Raw genomic sequence first — 22,913 nt, 5'->3', positions numbered from 1 at the left:
AGTACAACATTCCAAGAACCGTCTACTGATATCGGTTATAAAAAGAAAAAGCGTCTAGCTAAATCAGGAAAAGACATACTTCAGTGCGTAACGGCCGTCACCCCTTGATGAAACGGTCTTTACCTCAGCGTGTAACGACCTTTACCAAATAGTGTAACGGCCTTTACCCAATAGCGTAACGACCTTTACATTAGCATGTAACGGCTTTTACACTATAGCGTAAACAATCGGTAAATACAATCCATTGTAAATAAACAAACTACATCATCGGTCAGCAAGTTCTATCACCTCCAAATCTTTAAACGTTCCCCCATCAACCGCAAAGCGTACCATCGTACGCACCTTATGGAAACCTTGAATGCCCGCAGCGCCCGGATTGATGTGGAGTACATCCAACGTCTTGTCATACTTCACCTTCAGTATATGCGAGTGCCCGCTGATGAACAGCTTTGGGGGACGCACCAGAATGCTGCCCTTGATGGAAGGGTCGTAGTTGCCGGGATAACCGCCGATATGCTTCATCAGCACCTCCGCCCCATCCACCGTAAAACGGAGAATCTGCGGATAGAGCTGCCGTATCTCCTGCCCGTCAATATTGCCATACACGGCACGGAAGGGACGGAAAGCCGCCAGCTTCTGTGCCACTTCCAGCGAACCGATATCGCCGGCGTGCCATATCTCGTCACAGTCTTCAAAATATTGCAGGTACTTTTCATCCCAGTAGCCATGCGTATCCGATAATAAACCAACTTTTGTCATCTTTCCTTTGTTTATTAAGACAAAGGTAATTATATTTGGGAAAGAAATCAATATGCTAATGTGATAATGTGCCAATATGCTAATTGGCTGCGCACCATCCGCGAACTTCTCTTCATTAGCACATTGGCACATTAATCACTTTAGCACATTAAACTATGGAAAACAGATATTTCAAACGTGATATCAGCTGGCTGTCTTTCAACTACCGCGTGCTGCTGGAAGCCGAAGACGATACACTGCCGCTATACGAACGCATCAACTTCATTTCCATATACTCCTCCAATCTGGAAGAATTCTACAAGATACGCGTGGCCGACCATAAAGCCATAGCCACCGGAGCCTCGCAAAGCGATGAAGAGACTGTGCAGTCCGCCGCCGAGCTGGTAGATGAAATCAACCGGGAAGTCAACCGCCAACTGGAAGACCGTATCCGCATCTACGAACAGAAGATACTGCCCGCCCTACGGAAACACCACATCATATTCTATCAGAGCCGCAACGTAGAACCGTTTCACCGCGACTTTGTGCGCAGCTTCTTCCGCGAAGAGATATTCCCCTATCTGGCCCCGGTGCCCGTAAGCAAGGACAAGGTGATTTCATTCCTGCGCGACAACCGTCTCTATCTAGCCGTACGGCTTCATCTGAAAGGAGCTCCCGCCAGTTCTCCAAACCGCATCCAGTATTTCGTGATGAAACTGCCGTACAGCAAAGTGCCGCGCTTCATCCAGCTGCCCAAGGTGGGGAAAGACTATTATCTGATGTTCATTGAAGACATCATCAAGGCCAATCTGGATACCATCTTCCCCGGTTATGAAGTGGACAGCAGTTATTGCATCAAGATTTCACGCGATGCGGATATTCTGATAGACGATGCCGCCAATACCTCCGAAATCATCGAGCAGGTGAAGAAGAAGGTAAAGAAACGCAAGATAGGCGCCGTGTGCCGTTTTGTATACGACCGCGCCATGCCCCAGGACTTCCTCGACTTTCTGGTAGATGCCTACCGCATAGACCGCCGGGAGCTGGTGCCGGGAGACAAGCACCTCAACATGGAGGATTTGCGGCATCTGCCTAATCCCAACCAAAGCGTACGTCCCATCAAGAAACCCCAGCCCATGAAGCTGACCTGCCTGGACGAACGCGAATCCATCTTCCGCTATGTGGAGAAGAAGGACCTGCTGCTGCATTATCCCTACCACTCCTTCGACCACTTCATCCATTTTCTATATGAAGCCGTCCACGAACCCACCGTGCGTGAAATCATGGTGACCCAGTATCGCGTGGCAGAGAACTCCACCGTCATCAACACCCTAATAGCCGCCGCACAGAACGGAAAGAAAGTCACCGTCTTTGTGGAACTGAAAGCCCGCTTCGACGAAGAAAACAACCTCGCCACCGCCGAGATGATGAAAGCCGCCGGCATCAACATCATTTTCAGCATACCAGGACTAAAGGTACATGCCAAAGTAGCCCTCGTGCTACGCCGCGACAAGGAAGGGCGCAAACTGACAAGCTACGCCTACATCAGCACCGGCAACTTCAACGAAAAGACCGCCACCCTCTATGCGGACAGCGGACTATTCACCTGCAACCCGGTGATTGTAAACGACCTGCACAACTTGTTCCGTACTCTGCAGGGAAAGGAAAATCCAGTGTTCCACCGCCTGCTTGTGGCCCGCTTCAACCTGATTCCTGAACTGAACCGCCTCATCAATCACGAAATAGAACTGACCCGGCAAGGCAAGCAAGGACGGATTATCCTAAAAATGAATGCCCTGCAAGACCCCGCCATGATAGACCGCCTCTACGAAGCCTCGCAAGCCGGTGTAGAGATAGACCTCATTGTCCGCGGCATCTGCTGCCTCATCCCCGGGCAGGAGTACAGCCACAACATCCGCGTGACACGCATCGTGGATACCTTTCTGGAACATGCCCGTGTGTGGTACTTCGGCAACGGCGGCGCACCCAAGCTCTTCCTCGGCTCGCCGGACTGGATGCGGCGTAACTTGTACCGCCGTATCGAAGCCGTCACCCCCATTCTGGACCCGGACTTGAAGCAAGAGCTCATCGATATGCTATCCATACAACTGTCGGACAAACGGAAAGCCTGCTTTGTGGACGACCGGTTGCGAAACCGCTGGAAGTCGTCGCGACCGCAAAAGGAGAAGGTACGGTCGCAATATAGCTTTTACGAATACTTGAGAGAGAAAATATAAACAACTCTGCCCCAATATACCTCCGGCTCAACTGTCTTTTATAGGACACAGACGTACGGCAGTTCCTCCACTACGTGCTTGCCGAATGGTGAGGGTATCACTATAAGTCACTTCGCGCTCTTCTATAAGTATAGCAGCAGGACATGTCTCATAATCGGCCTCAGGAGCATCACGATAAATAGTAGCCAGATATCTTTTATCTGTATCGAGAAAAGACAGACTGATATTAGCCGTTCGTTCCTCATCTCCCGTGATACTGCCTATATACCAGCATCCCTCTCCTTTATCACAACGGGCAATAGTAACATAACTGCCAATGCATGCTTCCGGCACCACTGTTCTGCTCCAATCTGTAGGACAAGATACTATAAAATTAAAAGGTTCCGGATTAGCCTCGTAATTCTCTATTTCATCCGAAGCCATTTGTAACGGTGAATAGAGCACCACAAACAGCGCCAATTGTTTGGCCAGTGTGGTATGTACACGTGTCTGTGGCATTACATCGTTAACAAACCGAAACGTCACCGGTGTAAAGTCCATCGGGCCTGCCAACCCACGAGTGAAAGGCAATATTACGGTATGAGAGGGAGGATTTCCACCATCTACATCCCAAGCGTCCCATTCTTGTCCACGTACTCCCTCTTGTGTCATCAGATTAGGAAAAGTACGCTGCAAACCTGTAGGAATCACCGGTTCATGATTATCAATACAGATACGGTGACGGGCAGCAGCCTCTATTACCTTGCGATAATGAAGTACACCAAACTGACTGCTATGATATTCTTTCCCATCAAGCAAATCGCCCACATAACCCGTTTTTACTTGATGCACACCATATTTCTCATAGAACTTGAAACCATCTTCCATCTGATTTTCATAATTGGAAACATTACCGCCAGTTTCATGATGTCCTATCAAAGCTACTCCTTTGCTACGCCCATAATCAGTAATACGTTGTATATCAAAATCGGTATAAGGTTTTGTGAAACTAAACTTCCAAGTAGCCCAGTCTTCATTCCACCCTTCCACCAGTACACCTCCCAGGTTATTGGCAGCAGCAAAATCGATGTGACGCATTGTATTCTCTGTTGTGGCCCCATGATGGGGACCGGCATGCCAGGTGTTATGCTTCATGTGATAAGTCCACCAAATTCCAATATAGCGCATAGGTTGTATCCAGGAAGTATCGGTTATACGACAAGGTTCATTAAGATTTAACATGAGACGGGAAAGAAGCAAATCACCGGCAGATTCAGCCACTATCATTGTACGCCAAGGAGATACACGGGTATCGGTAACACGTACTTTCTCACCTGTACTCCAAGGTGTAAGAGCCGCACGTAATGTAACCGTTTTATTATCTTCAACTTGTTCAACCGGCTTCAAGTTCATGGCAGCATAATCTGTAAGATTTGCTTCATGAATAGCCAAATAAAGGCTATCTGTTGTCTCAATCGTCACCGGAGTGCTTACCCATCCCATCTTACTAAGAGTTTTTTTCTCAAATAAGGCCTCGTAAAAACGAACTCCTTTCACTGGAATACTCCAAGCATCATAATCTGCAGGAAAAACGAATTCAGTCACTTCGTCATCAATAAGAAACTCTTGTAGCTGTTGCTGGCGCGGGAACTCATACCGGAATCCCATCCCATCATCAAAAAGACGAAAAATAATATTCAGTTCCCGCTCCAACGATGTTTCTTCCTTGAGGCATACCCTCAATTCATTATAATGATTTACAATTTCAGCCTCTTCCCCCCATACTGGTTGCCACACATCATTATGCGAATCATGCTTAACCTCTTTTAGAACGAAACCAGTCAAAAGATCTGGCGCATCCTTCAAAACCAATCCCAGACGTGAAGGAAGTAAAATATTCTTCCCCGCATGTCTTAAACAATATCGGGGAGCACCTTCTTCATCAAGTGTAAACTCTAAAGAAAGTTTTCCATTTGGAGAGGTCAACTTGATATGTTCCTGCTGGCATGAAATCATCCATAGGCCTAAACATAAAGCAAGTATAATCTGTAGCGTTTTTTTTAGTTTCATAGTCATTACCGAATTTAATTTTATATATCCAATTCTTATTTTATAAGTCTACTGACAAACAGTCCCTTTCCTTCCTCAGCCGGAATAACACAGAAGTTTACGAAACCACAGACAGACTCCGGTTCAAGCAACGTGGCAACCAAATTTCCTAAAGGTTGTGCCAAAGGTACCAACCAACTACCTATTGGAAGTTCTACATTATCTTCATAGACATCCGTTTCTACATTTACCGGATGAATCCCCTCCCATTCCTTCTCTGCACGATACAGACGGGTTACTTTGTAACGCTCAACTTTTGCTTTTTGTACACGGGTAACTTGCTCAATGTGTACACCCAACGCTCGAAGCTTACATACTGCTTCTGTACAGGGAGCATCGAGCAGATAAGCCTTAGGGCGAGTACGCATCAATTGAGGTGTTGCCTGCATGGCATCAAGGGTTGGCAGTTCAGTCTTAAACAGTTCATTGGCCTTATAATCGATAAAAGAGACTACATGACGTACAGTATCCGAAGTGAAAGTAACATATATCGGTTCAGTAGCTTTCAAGGTGCGCTTCCTGGCTTGTTCTATCTTACGTTTAATTGAAGCACGATGTTGCGCAGCAGTAACCAACGTTTGCCGTGCCACCAAGAAACCGCACTCACTACGACGTGCAAAACACTCCGGTCCCAATCCAATACCTCTTATTTCGACAAAAAGCGATACAGCTCCCGTCAATGCTTGAAAAGTAGAACTGGACTGCGGACTTTTGGCACCTTTTACAAGAACAAGGGAACCATCTGCCACACGAGGAGTAAAGTAGAAACCGGAAGCATAACCGGCACTATTTAAAACGACCTCTGCCTCACGACGAAAAAGTTCTTCAGACAGCGTACGTAAAGCTAAAGGCGCATTAAGATGTCCTGTAGGTAAAAAAAGTACATCAGCAGCATTTGCTGTCGGCACTCCACGTAATAAGTTAAACTCACGACGTAAAGGTGTATATTCATGAATATCAAGAGCTACGTCCGGATTCCATTGCTGATAGGACTGCTTCAACAGCAAAGTGACAGCATCCTCTAATTTGCTCTGATCGCGATTCAAATCGTAACCATCGGCCGAACGACGTTGCTGAATGGCATAACCATCAACATTGGCTATAGGAACCAAAGCCACAGCTATATGATTCAGCAATTCACGTCCTTCTTTTTCACAAAGTAAGTAACGGACAAGCATGCATACAGCCTCAGCACCTGCCGGCTCGTTACCATGCAGTGCCGCTTGAATCCATACCCTTACCTTCTTCTTGTCGGGAGTACCCAAATAAAGTACCGGAATGGTACGTCCTTGTTTGGTAACACCAATATTCTCCATATATGCCAAACCCGGAGAACGTACAACCAATTGTTGTAAATAGTCCTTTATCTCATCAACCGATGCCAATCCGCTACCGTAAGGTTTACTTAGAGTAGGTGTCTCACGGTCAAATTTGGGGTCAGGATAGAAACTTGCAGTTACTCCGGCAGGTTGCTTCGACTGATTTCTATTCCATAACACAAGATTAGCTAATACCACTTCTTGTGCTATCCTCTGTAAATAAAGAGCCGTTTCAGACGGTAGACCTGCATAATAATCGCTGCTAAAAGGCTCACCAAAAAAAATTGCATAAAAGACACAAGCCGCCAAATAACTGCCTGCAGGACTAGGATGGCTGCCATCAGAATTATACAACTGCAAACTTGGACACTCTCTACGTACACGTCTCCATGCCTCACCCACAGGAGCACAATAAGCATCAAGGACATCAGCCATTTCCAAATAGTTTTCCGTAAGTTGCTGCTGCATTCCTTCATAAGTATCATTATTACGCCCCCATGTCATATAACAGACACTTTTTCCTTTTGGGGCATAAAGACGGCGTAAACTATCTAACTGCGCCGCAGGATGGAATACATTCTTCTTTACCCATTCCTTTTCACGAGTAGGTGCCTTGCTCTGTTCCTGCATCACCATATAATCCCATCCTCCTTCACGAATCGCCTCTAATGTTTGCGTATTGGCTGCATGCTGTCTCAAGTACCAACCAGGGTTAGCAACCTGGCGCACTGATATTTTTTTTCCACATGAGGATGCTAACGATTGGACTTGCCATGGCAAACGATTAAAAAAAGTATAGCTGTTACCTATAAAAAGTACCCGTAAAGAATCTGTCGTCAATAATGGCACAGCTTGTTTCCCCATAGGGACAGCCTCATGCCCGATGCCGCACTCTTCTATCTTGCGCCAATGGCATTCCCAACCACGGGATGCAGCCAACTGGTGAATATAAAGCCAGAAACTACGCCCACGCTCCATACGGTTTCGTCCTTGTCGTTCAGCTTCAGGAGTCTTGCGTAGAAAAGACTCACGTATCGTATCTCCCAAAGCCAGCTGTAGTATGATAGGTTTTGACAAGTATTTTTTTATCTGTTCAGATGAAATATAGGGGATACCAGCCGTACCATAAGGATATGTCTGGGCCAAATCAGGAAAAGTATACCAACCGGGAGAACTTATAATAGCTTTTTCCACATAAGGACTATCGTGAAAAAGCATGAAACGCTGTACGAATTGCCCACCAGCAGAATGACCATAAATCATATATCCTTTGCGCATGCTTCCCGTAAATTGACGCACATATTCAAATAGTTTATCAACCAACACTGGTGTAATTTTTTCGGGAGCATTAGCTACTGTATGGGCAGCATTCATCACCCCCACCTCCTGATAGTCTGCCAAAGGATAAGATTTCAAATCAAAGTGAGGTATAAAAAGCATAAAACCCTTTCTCTCCGCTTCTTCTTTCCAACCGTCCAAAAGATAACGATAGCCGCGGTCTCCTCCTTCAAAGACAAATACAATAGGCATTTGTTTAATATCCCCCTGGGAAGGTATATAATAATGTACATCTACCGGGCGATCGGCAAAAGGAGGGTATTGACTATAAGTGAAGAAATGTTCACCTCTTGGCCTTTCCAAAGTCTGTTTCGCTATTGCAGATAAACAAATACAGAGGAATCCAATATAAAATATAATCAGCTTCTTCATAATTCGTACCTTCCCTTCTTTACTATTGTACCATCTTGCATTACAAATTTACCACGGGCAATGACATCTGTAAGCTGCAAATCTTCCGCCAAAAAACACAAGTCTGCATCTGCTCCTTGTGCCACAATACCTTTAGCTCGTAATTTCAGATTACGAGCCGGATTGGATGTTATCAATGTAATCGCCTGTTCCAATGGTACCCCCTCCTCATTGACTAATGCAACTACCTCCTTGAAATTTAAATTCAAAGGAGCAGGACGATAAGTTATTTCTCCAGTTTCAGGATTCACTCTGCGTACGCCACCATGGCCATCACTAGAAAAAGTAATGCGATCAAGGGGGACACCAGCTCGCAATGCACGTATCACACAACGATGGGGAGTATCAAACTTTGAGCCACCAGTCGAAAAATCAATCATTCCACCTAATTTACCAAATTCTACAGCCTGCATAAAAAGAGCTTCAGTACGTATCAGATGAGTAGGAGACAGATAAGATATCAGTGTAGGATAGTGACGAGCAATATTGAGTAAGGGCTCAATACCTTCCGGAAGTGCTCCCAAATGAATGTGGAGAATTCCTCCTTTACCAGATGTAAATCCCCCTAAACGTACCTGATGTATAATACGTAATATCTCTTGCTCTGTCGGAAACGGACTACGGTCATCACTCATCGCCAGCTTACAGCCAATAACTTTATCTATGAAGATAAGATCGTCAGCCACACTATTCATCAATGTTTTGGTAGGCAATCCGTAATAACTTGTCAGCATATAAGCCGACAATCCGTCATCGTCAATAGCTTTGGCCTTGGCATAAAGCGTAGTAAGTTCTTTGGCAAATCCATCAGTACCAAGCATACCCAATACAGTAGTAGTACCACATGCCACCAGTTCGCTCATAGTCACCTCGGGGACTAATGAGGCATAACCTTGTTGCCCTCCTCCACCAGTAATATGTACATGCTGATCTATAAATCCCGGAGTAACAATTTTACCTTGCACGTCAATAGTATGGCAAAATGATTCATTCAGTTCAATTGTCTTTGAAATATGCGCAATCTTTTCTCCGCATAGCAAAATGTCTGTTTTACCAAGATAGGCAGGAGCATATAAATTTGCATTCTTTATCAATGTAAACATAGCTGTCGATTAATTTTAGAAAGTGATAAGATGATAAAGTATCAAGAAAACAATTCCTCCTATTAAAGGAAATGTATTACGCCTTGCCAACTCCACTGATGACACACCGGCTACCCCGGCAATGGCAACAATGACTCCGGCAATAGGAGATGCGGCACGTCCCATGCTTGCCGCCAACTGCAAAGGAAGTATCAATGAAAAAACCGGCAAACCAAGCTGAGTGGCTATACCCGGCAATAAAGGACCAAATGAAAAAAAGGCTGCATTGCCACTTCCCATCAGCATGGCAGCTCCAAAAATAATGAGAGTAAAGATTGCGGCAATAGCTAATCCCGAAAGTCCGATATGAGAGGAATAACCCACCAATGAATCAATAAATCCCAAACCAATCAGTCCTTTAGAGAAAACTTCTGAAGCTACAATCAATGTTACAACTGAAGTAAACACATTTCCCATGCCTTTCCAAAAACTTGCAAAAACGTTAAAAGTAGTACGCACACTACGAGTATGAAACAACACAAATACCAATGATAAGAACAGAGAAAAAAGCATAGCAGTAGTGGTACCCAATGTTACAGTAGGCTGAAACAGTCCCACAAAAGGTGAAAAGAAAATGAGAAGAGCCAAAGGTAATACCGGGAGTAGCGCAAAAGCCAATGGAACATCCGGTTTTTCTACTAATGAGGTTGCAGTCACATTTGACACCTGCAATATGCCATCCTGCTGTTTCTTTGCATCTTTTTTATCAAAATAACGGTTATTGAAATAGAAGAGTACCATTACAACCAAGGAAGTAGGAATTACTAAAGGAAGTTGATGAGTGATGAAATATTCCACATTGGATTGTCCTATCAATTCGGCAGCCATAGCAGTATTTGCCGACCCCGGTCCCTGATCAAATAGAGTAGCAGCGGCAATGACTGACAATGCTGTAAGTTGACTTACTCCCAAACTAATTAAAACAGGATAAACCGAAGCCACAAGCAACAATCCTAATCCGGCAGCTGAAGGAGTAGTAATAAAAAGTAATTGTCCAATAGGAATAACTATAGTAGCCGCCAAATAAGGATAACGTCGAAAAAGACCTAATGGCTTCATGGAAATATAGACCAATGCATTAGTAGCCTTTATGTTATTCATGAAAGCTACATAACCGCCAATTGTCATTATCATAAACCCTGCACGCGCCAAATTAGAAAGAAAAACTTCCTCTATCATCCTTACCAAATCAAACACCACCATTCCCGTAGCTTTACTAGGTACTACCGAATGCACTTGCATGAAAAAAGCAGCTGTAAGCATTAATAAACCGGAAAGCATCAAAAGACCTTGAGGATTGAGCTTACGATAAAGACCTACCGCTGTAATCCCTACCATAAGAAGACTAAAAATGAAAGCCAATTCGGACATGATGTATCAAGATATTAAGTTTTTGTTTTCTTTTGAATATATGAATCTAAATCAGATATAAACACCGATATATACAAAGCCGTTTATATGCGGTATTTATATCTGACTATTATCTATCAATACCCCGGATTATTTTCCAAAGGATTACCAGTATTGGCATCAATGAATGATTGCGGCAGCGGGAAAAGGACAGGAGTTTCATATTCATCCATACCACGTCCTGCAATACCAGCTATCTCATTGAGTTCACGCATGCGACGTTTGAAATAGTTATTGGTATCACGTTCGTCACCACCATTTTCTTGGCAAACACGTACCAATGTATGACGACGTTCTTCCTCCGTAAGCAGTTCACGGCTGCGTTCATCAAGAATGAAATCCATACCACCGATTCTAAGATCATCTTCAGTAATACTTACAGCATTGGAACGATTACGTACTTTATTTATCCATTTAATGGCCTCGCCTACTTGATTACTCTTGTAAAGAGCCTCTGCATAAAGTAAATATGTATCTGCCAAACGTAAATAAACAATGTCCGCATAGTGTCCATCATTAGCTGCATTAGCCAAAATAGGTGGAGTATAATCCCATTTACGAGTAGTAGGCCAATCATATTTTTTAATGGAAGTAGAAGTTAGCATGGCTGCATTAACCGTAGTATCAATAAGTGCAGTACCACCTAAATCAAATACCTTGGTTACATTGCCGGCAGCATCTACATCATTAATACTCCATACGATAGCATTGGCAGATACACGGTCATCTTGTTCTCCCATTCCTTTATAATTGTACAAACGAAGTGCTCCTCTGGAAGGAACTACACGTCCGGCTCCCTTACCACCATTAGCTTGCCAAAAGACTTGTGCAAATGAACCTTCACCACCGTTATTGATATAGTCCGGATTATGCTGGTTTGTCTTTTTACAATCGCCATCATTAGCATAATAGTTCTTATAAGTTGTAGTCATATAGACATTTGCAGTACCATAGGCACTATTCTCCTCTTCTGTGTTAATGAAAGCCAGTAACACCTCCGTATTTCCATCAGCATACATAGGAGTATAAAATACGTCAATAAAAGGACATCCATCATTGGAAGCATTACTACCAAAGCGTTGATTTATAAGGGAATATTCTCCACTTTCCACTAATGGTTTCAGTACTGAAACTGCTTTTTCAGCATTACCTTCTGCCAAATAAAGTTCACCCAAATAGTGACGTGCCACAGCACCAGAGACTTTACTATTATTAGAAGTACGCAAAGGAAGGTTATCGACTGCAAACTGGAAATCTTCTGCCATCACTTCGCGAATACTACTCAAGGAAGCACGGTCCCAATCATCACGATAATTCAATCCTGTAATTTCTTGTGTTGAAAGGGGCACTGCACCAAATGAATAGGTAAGGTGACGGTAAGCCCAAGCACGGAAAAAGCGAGCTTCGGCCAACACCTCATTTTTACGATTTTCAGCATCAGCACCACTTCCCCAGTTAATGCCATCATTGTCAGCTCTTGAGATAACCATATTGGCAGTGTTGATGATACGATATCCCCACTGGAAAATATTATTCCAAATAGCAAGATCAGTGTAAGTTATCTCTTTGGGATTGTAGAGGAACTTCATTTCCGCATGACTATTATTGGCCCATGAATTATCTACCCCTCCACCCCAGGCAGAATGCAGACAGAGCGCAATACTTCCTCCCATTGCATCAGCACGGCGATACTCTGCACGCATAAGACCATAAAGAGGCGTTATCATCGATTTAAATCCATTGTAATCTACAAGTAAATTTTCAGGATAAAGTGCATCACGAGGATCTTCCTTAAGAAACTTATCCTCATTACAGCCGCCCATAGTGAGCAATAATACTGTAAACACTAAGACATTGAAATATGTTATTTTTTTCATATGTGCAATTTCATTTTAGCTTTTTATGATATATTACTCTCATCAAATATCTAACTTTAGTCCAAAAGTGAACGAACGTACTGGAGGAGCAGCCAATTGATCATTGAGAAATTCCGGATCCATACCTGTCCAGCCAGTTATTGTAGCCAAATTCTTAATGTTCATGTAAAGATTGAGCCGTTTGATGAAAGTACGACGCAACCATTGTTGTGGGAAATTATAACCCAATGTAACGTCGGAAATACGTAAGAAATCTGTCTTTTCATAGAAACTGGCTCCCTCTGGATTCACATCACTATTCAAACTATTTTTCGGATAGCTATTCGTAGGATTCTCTGGAGTCCAAAAATCCACCAAAAAGCGGTTCTGGCGATATGAATTATGGCTTGTATCATACAAGGCATTCAGATGGGTTTGTCCTAACTGAGCCGTTAAGAACACACTCAGAGTGAAGTTTTTGTACTCAAAAGTGTTCATCAAACTCATATTTACTTTAGGAATAGCCGACCCTATAATAGTCTTATCAGCCGTTGTAATATCGTTACCATCTACATCAAGGTATTTCACATATCCAGGATACGAATTACGATAGTTAGGATCTTGCTGCCCTGTCGGGTTAGACGGATCAGCAATCTGCCATACACCGATAATTTTATAATCATAGTTCACATTGATAGGTTCACCAATAAACCACTTGGAAGCCACATCATCAACCGGCTTTCCATTAGCATCATACAAACCAACATCTACAATCTCCGAACGATAGTGTGAGAGGTTGAAAGAGGTGCTCCAGCTAAAACTCTTATGTGTAATGTTATTAGAAGTTATCTGGAATTCAAAACCACGATTACGGGTCTGTCCACGATTCTCAGTAATAGAGCCAGTACCATTAATGGTAGGAATAGAACGGGAAAGCAGCAAATCTTTGGTTTTAGACCAATAAATATCAAATGAACTCTGAATACGTCCATTCCAAAGTGCAATATCAAAGCCAGTATTAATAGATGTAGTAGTTTCCCAACCTAAACCGGGCGAAGCTAACTTCGACGGATAGAAACCAAACTGTGCAGTATGATCATCATTCAGATAATTGTAAGTTGAAAGATTAGGTAGTGTACTATAAGCACTGATAGCCTCATTGCCATTTTTACCCCATGACAAGCGATATTTCAGATTGCTAATGGTTTCACTTATAGGCTTGTCTTTAAAAAAAGATTCATTGGAAATATTCCATCCAATAGCGGCTGAAGGAAAAACGCCGAATTTAGAACTTTCACCAAAAGCGGAGTAACCATCACGACGAGCAGTAAGAGTCAACAAGTAACGATCATCATAAGTATAATTCAAACGCCCCATTTGTGAAATATGATTTTCTTTATAATAATTGGAATTACCAGACATTGTGGCAGCTTTAGAAATCTGGTAATAATACATCACATCATTGGGAAAATTCTTACCTTCCATTGTATTCTGTTCATATTCCTTGCTTTGAGCAGAATATAATCCTGTGAAAAATATACGATGTTTACCAAATTCACGTTGATAAGAAATAATATTCTCCAAAATCCATTCTTCTGAATGCCAGTCATCAGTATTCAATACGCCATTAGCACTAGCTCCTTCGTAGGTATCCAAACCTTGATAATTCTTATAGGAGCTGTTTTGGTAAGTGAAGCCTGTATTCAATTTATAGCTCAGCCCTTTAATAAAGGGAAACTTTACCTCAAGCACATTATTAGTGATAACCTTTGCACGGATATCTTTTGTCTTATTATTAAGAGATCCCAACGGATTAATGCTGAAAGCTGAAGAGGAGTCCTCAGTAGCAGAAAGTGTAAGTGAACCATCCTCGTTATAAGCACGTCCCAACGGAACTTGTTTTATAGCCCGCCAAAAAGAAGCACTGCTACCACTACGATCGTAGCGACCTAACTGTGTAGTAGTAGAAAATTTCAACCAACTATTAAACTCCTGATCAAGATTGAAACGTACATTATAACGCTTGAACTCATTGCCTACCGCAGTTCCTTTCACATCCGTATAGTTCAATGAAATGAAATAGCTGGTTTTGTTAGCTCCACCACGGAAAGAAAGGTTATGCTGTTGTTTTATACCGGTCTGTGTTGCCAACTTCATCCAATCAGTACTCTGACCGGCAGCATACATAGCTAATTCAGTAGGAGTAAAGTTATCTAACCAAGGTTCAGGATTCTCTTCTGTAGGAGGAGTAGTATTGGTAGCCTTGAAAGCTTCAGATTTATACTTATAGAATTCTTTGCCATTCATCATACGAGGTAAATTGATAGGCTGGTCAATAGTAACATAAGTATCGTATGATACCGTCAATCTGTCTTTCTTACCGCGCTTAGAAGTAATAAGGATTACACCGTTAGAACCGCGAGCACCATAAATGGCTGCTGAAGAGGCATCCTTCAATACTTCTATACTCTCTACATCATTGGGATTGATTTCCGACCATGGACCATCAAAAGGTATTCCATCAAGAATAACAAGAGGTTTATTATCGGCCGTAATGGAGTTGTTACCACGAATACGTGTAGTAGTAGACGAACCTTCAGCATTACTACCCGTCACACTAATATTCAATCCTGGAACTGCTCCTTGCAAAGATTGAATCAAATTAGCTTGTGGGCGACTTTCAAGTACATCCGAGTTAACTGAAGCAACCGAACCTGTAAGATCACTTTTGCGCTGTACACCATAACCTACTACTACCACCTCATCCAGTGCCTGGTTATCTTCTTTCAGTACAATCTTTAACGATGATGCGTCTTTCACCTGCAATGTCTTGGATATATACCCAATGAAACTTATCTCCATTACCGCCCCCTTAGTCACTAAAGCGAGTTTAAAGTTTCCTTCTACATCGGTAATGGTGCCCGTACCCGTACCTTGTATCACTACATTGGCACCGATTATCGGTTCTCCTTGTTCATCTGTCACATTTCCGTTAATATTCCATGTCTGTGCATGAAGTGAGCTTGAAAGTGACAGCATCCACATAAGACAGACAAGCAAAATACCACTTGCGTCTCTCGATTTTTGTCTGGTTTTCATAAATTACATTTTTAAGTTAATAGGAACTTGTGTGTAAAAAATCTCGAGAGCAAAATTAGACAATGTAACAACCGATTATATTCACTGGTAGAGGATTTGGTAAATTCACAAAGTTATATATTACTGATTATCTTTCAATTACAGACAGACTCAATAGATTTTCAGTAGTGATTTAAATTAAATCGGTAATCAAAAACATGTATATAGATAATTGCCATTCGATAGTATTAAGCTATTGAATGGCAATTATCTATATACATGTGGGTAAAAAATGAGAGAAACGCTCAGTCTTCAAATTACTTTTTACAAACCTCTTTCACAGCTCGAAGAAATTCCTCCTTACTGAGCGAAGATTTATTTAAAGTTATAGAACGATTATTATATACGGTTTGCAGTGAACAGTGCAAAAATTCTGCAATCTTCTCACTATCCGTTACCCCCATTCGTATCAAAGCATGAATACGAAGTTCTGTATTAAGCCGCCCAGACTTCACTTCAATATGTTCTTCGGGACGTAGCAAACTATTGAAGTGCTCTACAAAATCAGGGTATAAATGTAGAATAATGGAATCAAATTTCTCATAAAAATCCTTCATTTCATCGCTCATGGTAGAAGTAGAACTAATCATCTTCTTTAAATCTTCAAGTTGCCCAGCCTTTAATTTACGGTTTAACTTTTTACGATACTCCTCCATACGGCAAATATAGGATGAACAAAGTTTGAATACCTGACCAATATACTCCTCCTTAATATAATTTGTGTCACGTAGAACCAAATTGAGCTTTTGCAGTTCACTATTAAGACTCTTCAATCTACCATTGGCCACATGTAGCTCAACCAAAGCTTTCCTACGTCTTCTTGTTTGCCTTCTCAAAAAGAAAAGAGCTATCAGCAATACAATAGTGAGAAAACTAATAAATAAAAGGAATAGCTTTAGCTGCTTCTGTTGCATATGATCACGTTCAATGTAACTTTGATGTATCCTTCTCTGCAACTTCTGCTGATGAAGCAGTCGTACACGGCTCTTAAAAGTTATACCGATATCAGAACAATAAGTACTATAACGATAGGCTCGGTCCAACTGACCTTGTTCATATAAATAGGAAGCCAATGCATACAACGAACCAATATCACGATTCACAGCATATACATCAGCAATACCTGAGAGAATCATATTTTCCAGCCACTTGGTATGGTTGTGTTCTTTTTCATAAAGTAGAGCCAAGTTATAAGCTAAAATAGAATAATTACGACTATTAGGTAGAAGACGTTGTTTTTCCTTTTCCAACTCATCCCTAATGGCAATACGTTGTGCACCGGGAACATCTTGATATTTCCACACACGGCTATAAAGGTAGCGTGGCTCGTCAGGAGTGGCCGTCTGCAATACTGAATCTGAATATAACGCATAAAGTTGACCATAATGCTCATGTAATGCATCATCACCTAATGAATAGAGTTGCAACCGCGAGCAGAGAGTACGCATCTGACCATAATAACGCGAACGTAAGTAGCGAGGCATACTGGAAGAACAGAGTGAATGCATTACTTCAGAGGCTTGACTAAGCAAGCCATTAGCCGTATAAACAAAACCAATACCTAATAAAGATTCAATCTCACGATTCTTATCATGATATTGTCGTGCTAAATCAAGGCTTTGTGTAGTATACTTCATAGCCGAATCTGCATCATACACGCGATATTCTTGATAAATAGCCTGATTAAGTTCATACTGTTTCTCAAATGCCTTAGATTGTCTTAGTGAATGCTTCAACGCCTCTATTCGCTCCTCTTTCTGCAAAATAAGTTTATCAGAATTATCTATCAGACTATCTAATTGAGTAAACAATGCCTCATTTGCCTTAGCAGCACTATCTGAGATATGCTGCTTGCATCCAGCACAAAAAAACAAATATAGTAAGAAGAATAGGTTTAAACAAAAATGGTTTTTCATATTTCTATACTCGTTGGTAGAATTCATTTATTTAATAAATGAATTAAAAAAGTTACATACATCTTTGATTTTTAATATCAAAGTTCTAATTACAATCAATTCTACACACAACTTGTATGCAATATTCGCAAGAATTCTCGACATCTGCAAACAATTAACTAGTAATTTGGCTGCTTAACATAGAAATAACCAAATACGAAACACAAAAGCATCCACTCTTCTATTATACTTATATTGTTACTCTTAAATGCTTAACATTAATGATTATTGGGAGAATAAGAGCAATCGCTCTTAGCACAATACCATTCTATTCCAAAACATTTGTAACATTTCTGTAACATGTATGACATTTCCCTGCAACACCAAACTCTTTCCTTTGCAGCCGGAAATAAAATACATGTCTATGGAAACAATTTATCTGGGTATCGTCATCTTTCTGTTCGTACTCGCGATTTTCGACCTCGTGGTAGGTGTCAGTAATGATGCGGTCAATTTTCTTCAGTCGGCTGTCGGAGCAAAGGCAGCATCTTTCAAAACCATACTGTTCATTGCAGGCATTGGCGTCTTCATCGGTGCGGCACTCAGCAATGGCATGATGGACATTGCACGACACGGCATCTATCAACCGGAGCACTTCTACTTTGCCGAAATCATGTGCATTCTGCTTGCCGTCATGTTGACGGACGTCGTGCTATTAGATGTCTTCAACACTATGGGAATGCCTACCTCCACCACTGTATCCATGGTGTTCGAACTGTTGGGAGGTACGTTCGCACTGGCGCTCATCAAGGTCTATAACAGCGATACATTGGGACTGGGCGACCTCATCAATACAGACAAGGCACTGTCTGTCATCATGGCCATTTTTGTATCCGTAGCCATTGCCTTCTTCTTCGGTATGCTGGTACAGTGGCTGGCACGTATCGTGTTCACCTTCAACTACAAGAAGAACATGAAATACAGCATCGCGCTGTTCGGTGGTATAGCTGCCACCAGCATCATCTACTTCATGCTGATAAAGGGGCTGAAAGACAGCTCATTCATGACCCCTGAAAACAAGCAATGGATACACGACAATACCGCATTGCTGATAACCGGTTTCTTTGTATTCTTCACCATACTGATGCAGATACTGCATTGGTGCAAGATAAATGTCTTCAAAGTAGTGGTTCTGATGGGTACTTTCGCCCTCGCTCTTGCCTTTGCCGGCAATGACTTGGTGAACTTTATCGGTGTCCCCCTCGCAGGATATTCCTCATTTATTGACTATACAGCCAATGGTACGGCCGCCGGCCCCGACGGATTCCTGATGTCCTCACTCCTCGGTGCAGCCAAAACCCCGTGGTATTTCCTTATCGGTGCAGGCGCCATTATGGTTTATGCACTCTGCACATCCAAGAAAGCCCACAACGTTATCAAGACTTCCGTGGACCTTGCCCGCCAGGATGACGGTGAAGAGAACTTCGGAAGTACCCCGATAGCCCGTACGCTGGTACGCTTCAGCATGACTCTGGCTAACGGAATATCCAAAACGATGCCCGAAAGCAGCAAGCGGTGGATGAACACACGCTTCCAGAAGGATGAAGCCATCATAGCCGACGGCGCCGCTTTTGACTTGGTTCGCGCCTCCGTCAATCTCGTATTGGCTGGTCTGCTCATCGCCTTGGGAACTTCCTTGAAACTTCCCCTTTCCACCACTTACGTCACCTTTATGGTAGCCATGGGTACATCGCTTGCCGACCGTGCCTGGGGACGTGATTCGGCGGTATTCCGCATTACGGGTGTGCTCAGCGTTATCGGCGGTTGGTTCATCACTGCCGGAGCAGCGTTCACCATCTGTTTCTTCGTAGCACTGATTATCCATTTCGGCGGTACGGTTGCCATCCTGGCACTGATTGGTCTGGCAGTCTTCATGCTGATTCGTAGCCAAGTGATGTACAAAAAGCGCAAGGAGAAAGAAAAAGGCAACGAGACCCTGAAACAGTTGATGAAGAGTACGGACAACAATGAAGTCATCGAATTGCTCCGCAAGCATACCCGTGAAGAACTGGTGAAGATTATGGAATTCACAGAAGAGAATTTTGAACGTACCGTCACTTCCTTCCTACACGAGAATCTACGCGGACTGCGTCGTGCCATGGGCTCAGTAAAATTCGAAAAACAACTCATCAAGCAGATGAAGCGTACCGGAACACTTGCCATGTGCCGTCTCGACAACAATACCGTACTGGAAAAAGGACTCTATTACTATCAAGGCAACGACTTTGCCAGCGAACTGGTGTACAGCGTAGGCCGTCTTTGCGAACCTTGCTTAGAGCACATAGACAATAACTTCAATCCGCTGGATGCCATTCAGAAAGGAGAATTTACAGACGTAGCCGAAGACATCTGCTATCTGTTACAAGTATGCCGCCACAAGCTGGAAACGAACAATTATGATGAACTGGAAACAGAGATTCGCAAAGCCAACGACCTCAACGGACAGTTGTCTCACCTGAAACGCGAAGAGCTGCAACGCATCCAAAGCCAGAGCGGCAGCATCAAAGTCAGCATGGTATACCTGACTATGATACAAGAAGCCCAGAACGTAGTGACCTACACCATCAACCTGATGAAAGTAAGCCGCAAGTTCCAAGTAGAAAAAGAAGAGTTATGAGTTATAACGCATGGTACATAACATGCAACTTATAACTCATAACTCCTTAAGCCCCATCTTCTCCGCCCGTTGCAACATAAATGCACGGGCGGCTTCGTATTCATTGGGAATGATGCCGTCCAAAATGGCATCCTTAATGGCACTCTTCAAGGCACCTACCTGCTGGCAAGGAGAAAGGCCGAAAGTCTTCATGATTTCTTCACCACTGACCGGAGGCTGGAAATTACGGATACGGTCGCGTTCCTCCAAATCCTTCAGCTTCTGGCGTACCAACTGAAAATTATTAAGGAAGCGTTTCTTACGCTCCATATTCTTGGAAGTAATGTCGGCTTCGCACAGTGTCATCAGGTCGTCTATATCATCACCTGCCTCAAACAAGAGACGACGCACTGCCGAGTCGGTCACTACATCATCCGCTATCACAATGGGACGCATGTGCAGGCTCACCATTTTCTGCACATATTTCATCTTCTCATTCATAGGGAGCTTCATCTTGCGGAAAATATCGGGTATCATCTTCTCGCCAATGAAATTATGGTTATGGAACGTCCAGCCCGCACGGGGTTCCCAACGCTTGGTGGCAGGCTTGGCTATATCATGCAGAAGAGCTGCCCAGCGTAGCCAAAGGTTGTCGGTCTTCTTGCTGATGTTGTCGAGTACTTCGAGCGTATGGTAGAAATTGTCCTTATGGGCGCGTCCATTGCGCGTCTCCACGCCTTGCAGCCTAACAAGTTCCGGGAATATCAGTTCCAGCAGACCACAGCGGTCCAGCTCAATGAATCCCTTAGACGGAATAGGTGACAAGATGATTTTGTTCAGTTCGTCTGCAATGCGTTCTTTGGAGATGATGGAGATGCGTTCGCGATTACGCTCCAGAGAATCGAATGTCTCATCGTCAATATAGAATCCCAGCTGGGTGGCAAAACGGACACAGCGCATCATGCGCAAAGGGTCATCACTGAAAGTTATATCAGGGTCGAGGGGAGTCCGGATGGTCTTTTCCTTCAAGTCTCCAATACCGCCAAAGGGGTCGACCAACTCGCCATAACGCACCCGGTTCAGGCAAACAGCCAGTGCATTGATGGTAAAATCACGGCGGTTCTGGTCATCCTCCAATGTACCGTCCTCTACAATAGGCTTGCGGGAATCGTGTGTATACGATTCTTTTCTTGCACCCACAAACTCAACTTCCGTACCATAGTACTTCAATTGTGCCGTACCGAAATTCTTGAAGACGGAAACATGCGCCCCACGCCCCAGACGCTTACCCAGCGCCTCGGCCATGGCAATGCCACTGCCTACCACCACCACATCAATATCCTTGGAAGGACGTTGCAGGAAAATATCACGTACATATCCACCGACTACGTAACATTCCAATCCCAATTCATCAGCCGTTTCGGATATCCGCTTGAATATATCATCACTAAAATATTGCTTCAGTTCTTCTGCCGTCAAATCTATCATAAATAATGCGCTAATGTAATGAATACGCAAATGTGTTAATGGTCTATTAGCACATTTGCACATTAAAATGCTGCAAAGATAAAGATATTATTTCTATTTTTGTGGACTCTAACTCCAAGAACAACAAATATGAAAAAAGTAATACTCCTTGCATGCCTATGCTGTACACTCTTCTCTTGCGAAGATGTGGAGAAGAAGGCCGGTGAAAAACTACAAGCTGCCCGCGAAGCGTTTGAACTCGGCAACTACAATGAAGCGAAGATTCTGATTGACAGCATCAAGATGCTCTATCCCAAAGCGTTTGAAACTCGCCGTGCAGGCATCGGCCTGATGCAGGAAGTGGAACTGAAAGAGCAGGAAAAGAGCCTGGTCTATCTGGACAGTATGCTTCAAGCCAAGCAAAAGGATTTCGATGCAATCAAAGGGAAATACACCTTTGAAAAAGATGCCGAATACCAGAATATCGGCAATTACCTTCATCCTTCCCAAGTGATAGAAAAAAATCTGCATCGCTCTTTCCTTCGCTTCCAGGTAGACGAAAACGGAGTCATGAGCATGACTTCCATTTATTGCGGAGCCCATAATATCCACCATGTGGCCGTCAAAGTCACTGCTCCCGATGGTAGCTTTGCCGAAACACCCGCCGCCAAAGACAGCTACGAAACCACTGACCTCGGTGAAAAGATTGAAAAGGCAGACTTCAAACTGGGAGAAGACGGAAACGTCATGGGGTTCCTTTATCTGAACAAGGACAAGAATATCAAAGTCAACTATCAAGGGGAACGTCCCTATTCCATCACCATGACTGCCGCCGACCGCCAGGCCCTTGCCAGCGTCTACGAACTGGCACAACTGCTGTCATCCATGACGGAAATAAAGAAGAATATGGAAGAAGCCAATCTCAAAATCGAATTTGTAAAAAAGAAGATGGAAGAGAGAAAAGACAATGCACAAGAATAAAAAGAAGGAAACCGGATGATATATTCATTACTTAGTCATCCGGTTCCCTTTTTATTATCAGTAAAGCCTTACCAAACCAATTTGGGTAAATAACGGCTCAGACATGTACGCAAAGCAGACAGAGTGATGGGTTTTACCAACACTTCCGAGGCTCCGCACTCCAAGGCTTTTTCGCGGTCGGCAGTAAAGGCGTAAGCGGTCTGCATGATGATGGGAAGTTCCTTATCCTTCTTGCGA

The 22,913-nt window shown here is 43.1% G+C and carries 13 protein-coding genes; 3 read left to right on the top strand and 10 right to left on the bottom strand.

Features of this window, described 5'->3' with window-relative positions; genetic code table 11:
• Nucleotides 1–264: 264 nt before the first annotated feature.
• On the bottom strand, nt 265–759 hold the full coding sequence (locus ABUA47_RS13505; RefSeq protein ID WP_044467334.1) for a metallophosphoesterase family protein: 495 nt from the start codon (nt 757–759) through the stop codon (nt 265–267).
• A gap of 155 nt (nt 760–914) precedes the next feature.
• Here ABUA47_RS13505 and ABUA47_RS13500 point away from each other — a divergent pair, with 155 nt between their 5' ends.
• Complete coding sequence (locus tag ABUA47_RS13500) at nt 915–2,975, top strand: RNA degradosome polyphosphate kinase (RefSeq protein WP_347764205.1); 2,061 nt, start codon at nt 915–917, stop codon at nt 2,973–2,975.
• A gap of 27 nt (nt 2,976–3,002) precedes the next feature.
• On the opposite strand, the gene ABUA47_RS13495 is transcribed toward ABUA47_RS13500, so the two are convergent.
• The 7 genes from ABUA47_RS13495 to ABUA47_RS13465 all read right to left on the bottom strand — a co-directional run bounded on the left by ABUA47_RS13495 (nt 3,003) and on the right by ABUA47_RS13465 (nt 17,593).
• Complete coding sequence (locus ABUA47_RS13495; protein ID WP_081027257.1) at nt 3,003–5,030, bottom strand: glycoside hydrolase family 97 protein; 2,028 nt, start codon at nt 5,028–5,030, stop codon at nt 3,003–3,005.
• Nucleotides 5,031–5,059: 29 nt separating this feature from the next.
• Nucleotides 5,060–8,092: a M14 family zinc carboxypeptidase gene (locus ABUA47_RS13490; protein ID WP_022401144.1), complete on the bottom strand. Its 3,033-nt coding sequence runs from the start codon at nt 8,090–8,092 to the stop codon at nt 5,060–5,062.
• A complete protein-coding gene (gene iadA / locus ABUA47_RS13485; RefSeq protein ID WP_009037984.1) occupies nt 8,089–9,234 on the bottom strand; it encodes a beta-aspartyl-peptidase in 1,146 nt (381 codons plus the stop codon). The genes ABUA47_RS13490 and iadA overlap by 4 nt, the downstream gene beginning before the upstream one ends.
• Nucleotides 9,235–9,249: 15 nt before the next feature.
• The gene (dcuC, locus tag ABUA47_RS13480; RefSeq protein ID WP_034529524.1) at nt 9,250–10,644 is read right to left on the bottom strand and encodes a C4-dicarboxylate transporter DcuC; all 1,395 of its coding nucleotides are present in this window, start codon (nt 10,642–10,644) and stop codon (nt 9,250–9,252) included.
• A 116-nt stretch (nt 10,645–10,760) separates the two neighbouring features.
• On the bottom strand, nt 10,761–12,560 hold the full coding sequence (locus ABUA47_RS13475) for a RagB/SusD family nutrient uptake outer membrane protein (protein WP_022401142.1): 1,800 nt from the start codon (nt 12,558–12,560) through the stop codon (nt 10,761–10,763).
• A gap of 42 nt (nt 12,561–12,602) precedes the next feature.
• Complete coding sequence (locus ABUA47_RS13470) at nt 12,603–15,638, bottom strand: TonB-dependent receptor (RefSeq protein ID WP_347774779.1); 3,036 nt, start codon at nt 15,636–15,638, stop codon at nt 12,603–12,605.
• A 296-nt stretch (nt 15,639–15,934) separates the two neighbouring features.
• Nucleotides 15,935–17,593 carry a DUF6377 domain-containing protein gene (locus ABUA47_RS13465; protein ID WP_035449344.1) on the bottom strand — a complete coding sequence of 553 codons (1,659 nt, stop codon included), beginning with the start codon at nt 17,591–17,593 and terminating at the stop codon, nt 15,935–15,937.
• A gap of 403 nt (nt 17,594–17,996) precedes the next feature.
• Between ABUA47_RS13465 and ABUA47_RS13455 the strand changes: the two genes are divergently transcribed.
• Entirely contained in the window at nt 17,997–20,249 is a 2,253-nt protein-coding gene (locus ABUA47_RS13455) for an inorganic phosphate transporter (protein WP_034522753.1), read from the top strand.
• Nucleotides 20,250–20,285: 36 nt separating this feature from the next.
• On the opposite strand, the gene ABUA47_RS13450 is transcribed toward ABUA47_RS13455, so the two are convergent.
• Complete coding sequence (locus tag ABUA47_RS13450) at nt 20,286–21,716, bottom strand: CCA tRNA nucleotidyltransferase (RefSeq protein ID WP_008664002.1); 1,431 nt, start codon at nt 21,714–21,716, stop codon at nt 20,286–20,288.
• Between the two features lie 129 nt (nt 21,717–21,845).
• On the opposite strand from ABUA47_RS13450, the gene ABUA47_RS13445 reads away from it, so the two are divergent.
• Entirely contained in the window at nt 21,846–22,676 is an 831-nt protein-coding gene (locus ABUA47_RS13445; RefSeq protein ID WP_005827058.1) for a hypothetical protein, read from the top strand.
• Between the two features lie 68 nt (nt 22,677–22,744).
• Here the strand turns inward: ABUA47_RS13445 and ABUA47_RS13440 are convergent.
• On the bottom strand, nt 22,745–22,913 hold a 169-nt coding region (locus tag ABUA47_RS13440; RefSeq protein WP_349831662.1), incomplete at its 5' end, for a response regulator.

The organism is Bacteroides sp. RTP31139st1_H2_RTP31139_211217, from assembly GCF_040227615.1.
In the GTDB taxonomy this organism is placed as follows: Bacteria; Bacteroidota; Bacteroidia; order Bacteroidales; family Bacteroidaceae; genus Bacteroides; species Bacteroides uniformis.
This window is presented reverse-complemented; position numbering and strand designations above follow the sequence as displayed.

Bases quoted from the DNA above. Each gene is read 5' to 3' on its own strand.
- ABUA47_RS13495 (WP_081027257.1), bottom strand. From the start codon at position 5,030: ATGACTATGAAACTAAAAAAAACGCTACAGATTATACTTGCTTTATGT.
- ABUA47_RS13490 (WP_022401144.1), bottom strand. From the start codon at position 8,092: ATGAAGAAGCTGATTATATTTTATATTGGATTCCTCTGTATTTGTTTA.
- ABUA47_RS13475 (WP_022401142.1), bottom strand. From the start codon at position 12,560: ATGAAAAAAATAACATATTTCAATGTCTTAGTGTTTACAGTATTATTG.
- ABUA47_RS13445 (WP_005827058.1), top strand. From the start codon at position 21,846: ATGAAAAAAGTAATACTCCTTGCATGCCTATGCTGTACACTCTTCTCT.
- ABUA47_RS13465 (WP_035449344.1), bottom strand. From the start codon at position 17,593: ATGAAAAACCATTTTTGTTTAAACCTATTCTTCTTACTATATTTGTTT.
- iadA (WP_009037984.1), bottom strand. From the start codon at position 9,234: ATGTTTACATTGATAAAGAATGCAAATTTATATGCTCCTGCCTATCTT.
- ABUA47_RS13505 (WP_044467334.1), bottom strand. From the start codon at position 759: ATGACAAAAGTTGGTTTATTATCGGATACGCATGGCTACTGGGATGAA.
- ABUA47_RS13470 (WP_347774779.1), bottom strand. From the start codon at position 15,638: ATGAAAACCAGACAAAAATCGAGAGACGCAAGTGGTATTTTGCTTGTC.
- ABUA47_RS13500 (WP_347764205.1), top strand. From the start codon at position 915: ATGGAAAACAGATATTTCAAACGTGATATCAGCTGGCTGTCTTTCAAC.
- ABUA47_RS13455 (WP_034522753.1), top strand. From the start codon at position 17,997: ATGGAAACAATTTATCTGGGTATCGTCATCTTTCTGTTCGTACTCGCG.
- ABUA47_RS13450 (WP_008664002.1), bottom strand. From the start codon at position 21,716: ATGATAGATTTGACGGCAGAAGAACTGAAGCAATATTTTAGTGATGAT.
- dcuC (WP_034529524.1), bottom strand. From the start codon at position 10,644: ATGTCCGAATTGGCTTTCATTTTTAGTCTTCTTATGGTAGGGATTACA.